The following is a 2,822-nucleotide window of genomic DNA, read 5'->3' on the forward strand; positions in this document are numbered from 1 at the left end:
GCTATTCTTATGCGCTGACTAAAAGTGACATGATTAAACGCTTCTTCTTGGCCGAAGAGAACCCTAGCCAAGAGCTCGCACTCATTGATGATCTACACGAGACGATAAAGTTATTACAAGATGGCGACGATAGCTTTACTGGCCTTGCTCTTCTCGACGGCGATGGTACCGTCAGCTACTACGCCGAAAATAGCCGTGATCCCTTTGCAGAGATGGACCCTAAAGTCTTAGAGTTCGTTGAGCATCAATACCAAGAAAAACGAGCAACTTCGGGTACTGACTACATCCAAAACTCGCAGGGTGAAGGTGTGCTTGTTCACTATGAAGTACTCGATAAAAAGAGCGTTTCCGCTCCGATAAGCGAACAACTCAACGATGTGTTTTTTCTCGTCGTATCTGTTTCTCTCGATAAGTTTAATTCACTACGAAAACAGATAGAGTTTGACTATCAAACTAGCCTTTTCTTTACCGATGAGCCGATATCCCTAGGAAATGGCTTAACTCAGTCAGTAAAGCTAGGGCCTGAGTTTTACGCAACACTCGATCCCGCTCATTTTTTGTTGGACAACAAACTCAAATCCATCTGGAATGAGCTCAGCGTGTCTTTTGCTCTGTCTGCCTTTGTCAGTGTGGGCTTATTGCTCATGCTTTTATCCCGCTGTGTGATTAATCCAATCACGCGCTTGGATAAGCAGCTGCAACAGGTCGAAAAAAAACAAAGAAAGAACATTGAGCGCTTAGGTACCAATGATGAATTAGGCCGCTTGTCACAACGTTTTTATGACATGTACCAAGAGCTCGATAATACCTACCAACAGACCAAAGTGTTGGCAGAGAATGACCAGCTAACGCAAATCCCCAATCGACTTCAATTTCAGTCGTTTGTGCAACAGTCTCTGCCAGCCCCTGACTCGAAAAACAATACCTGGGTACTCTATCTCGATTTAGACAACTTTAAGTTTGTGAACGACAAATACGGACACCAGATTGGGGATTCAATACTGGTTTCTTTTGCAGAGCGCATCACCGCTTTATGTGACTTTTTTCAACAGAGCGACAGCGCTCACTGCATGCCTGCACGCTTGTCGGGCGATGAGTTTGTTATCTATATCAATGCCCCAGCGAATGCCGATAATATTGCGCATCAATTCTCTGAAAAGTTACTAGCTCCACTACAAAAAGGGTTCATCACCGACTCAGGAAGCTTTCCAATAACAGTGAGTATTGGTATCGCGACCTATCCAAATGATGGACATACCATCGAGAAACTACTCTCAAACGCTGACACCGCCATGTACCAAGCGAAACATGCTGGTAAGAATCAGTTCGCGGATTACTCGTTAGACTTGGATAAAACCATTCAACGTCAAGCCAATATTGAACGGGCTCTGAGAGATCAGAACTTTGATGAAGAGTTTAAACTCGTTTATATGCCATATATGGATGCTGCAGGAAGCCAAGTAATTGGAGTAGAAGTTCTGCTACGCTGGGAATCAGAACTGCTTGGTACAGTAGCTCCCAATGAGTTTATTCCTATTGCTGAGCAAACTGGATTATTCGAACTTGTCGATCGCTGGGTTATCGAGAATGCCTTTGCTTCTTTCCATCAGCTTCAGGCTCAATTTGATCACTCAATTCAGCTGTCCATTAACCTGTCTTCCGCTGGGATAGAGACTACGCACCTCGCAGATTTCATTGAGCAACATGCCAAGATTAATGGTATTCCACCAAGCTTGATTGATTTTGAAATCACCGAGACCTTCTATTCAAATTCGCATGGCTTTCCGCTACTCAACGAACTCGCTCGAATGGGCTACCGATTAGCTATTGATGATTTTGGTTCGGGCTACACATCCATAACTCAATTGGTTGAGTACCCGACGCAAAAAATCAAATTGGATAAAGGTTTCTTGGAAGCCTTGATCGAAACAGATAATCAGAACATAGTTAAACCCGTGATCGGACTGTGTCACGCTCAAGGTAAAACCGTGACTGCTGAAGGTATCGAAACCAAAGAGATGCACCAATGGCTACAAGACGCGCATTGCGACATGCTGCAAGGTTTCTACTTTGGTAAGCCTATGCCTCTCAATGAGCTGAGTGACTGGTATCAAGAACACCAACAGCGATTTAAGCAGCAACAGAACGATTAACACGTACCAACTGAATCAACCGACTATAAGAATCGAACACATGAAATCTGTCATCATCGCCTCGCTAAACCCCGCTAAGATCAATGCTGTCAAAAGTGCTTTTGTCTCTGCATTTCCCAACACCGAGTTTGAGTTCACGGGTGTAAGTGTGCCAAGTGGTGTTGCCGATCAGCCTATGAGTAATGATGAAACCTATCAAGGTGCTGTGAACCGTGTGCACAATGCAACACAACAGCAACCTAATGCGGATTTCTATGTCGGGTTAGAAGCGGGAATCGAAGGCGGTGTCACCTTTGCTTGGATGGTGATTGAATCAAATGGTCAACGTGGAGAATCTCGCTCGGCAAGCCTGATGCTGCCACCCGCCGTTCTTGAAAAGCTACAACACGCTAACGAACTTGGGGATGTGATGGATGAAGTGTTTGGTACTGACAATATCAAACAAAAAGGTGGAGCGATTGGTTTACTGACACATAACCAGCTTTCACGTAGCTCGGTCTATCACCAAGCGTTAATCTTAGCGCTGATCCCATTTGTGAACCCTGAGCATTTCTCGGCTTAACCAATGAATGCTTCTCAAGCTTTCTAGCAGCTCGATTGCAAGCTCTAGAAACTAAAAAACGCTAACCCTCAGTTAGCGTTTTTTTTCAATTCGCACTCTCGCTATTC

General features: G+C 44.5%; 1 protein-coding gene and 1 pseudogene. Both read left to right on the plus strand.

The window, feature by feature from the left end; translation table 11 throughout:
• A pseudogene (locus BCT81_RS21000) lies at positions 1-2,231 on the plus strand (EAL domain-containing protein); the annotation flags it as partial.
• On the plus strand, positions 2,194-2,715 hold the full coding sequence (gene yjjX, locus BCT81_RS21005; RefSeq protein ID WP_004739492.1) for an inosine/xanthosine triphosphatase: 522 nt from the start codon (positions 2,194-2,196) through the stop codon (positions 2,713-2,715). The pseudogene BCT81_RS21000 and the gene yjjX, both read left to right, overlap by 38 nt.
• The last annotated feature ends 107 nt before the right edge of the window (positions 2,716-2,822 follow it).

The organism is Vibrio sp. 10N.261.52.A1, from assembly GCF_002876325.1.
Classification (GTDB): domain Bacteria; phylum Pseudomonadota; class Gammaproteobacteria; order Enterobacterales; family Vibrionaceae; genus Vibrio; species Vibrio chagasii.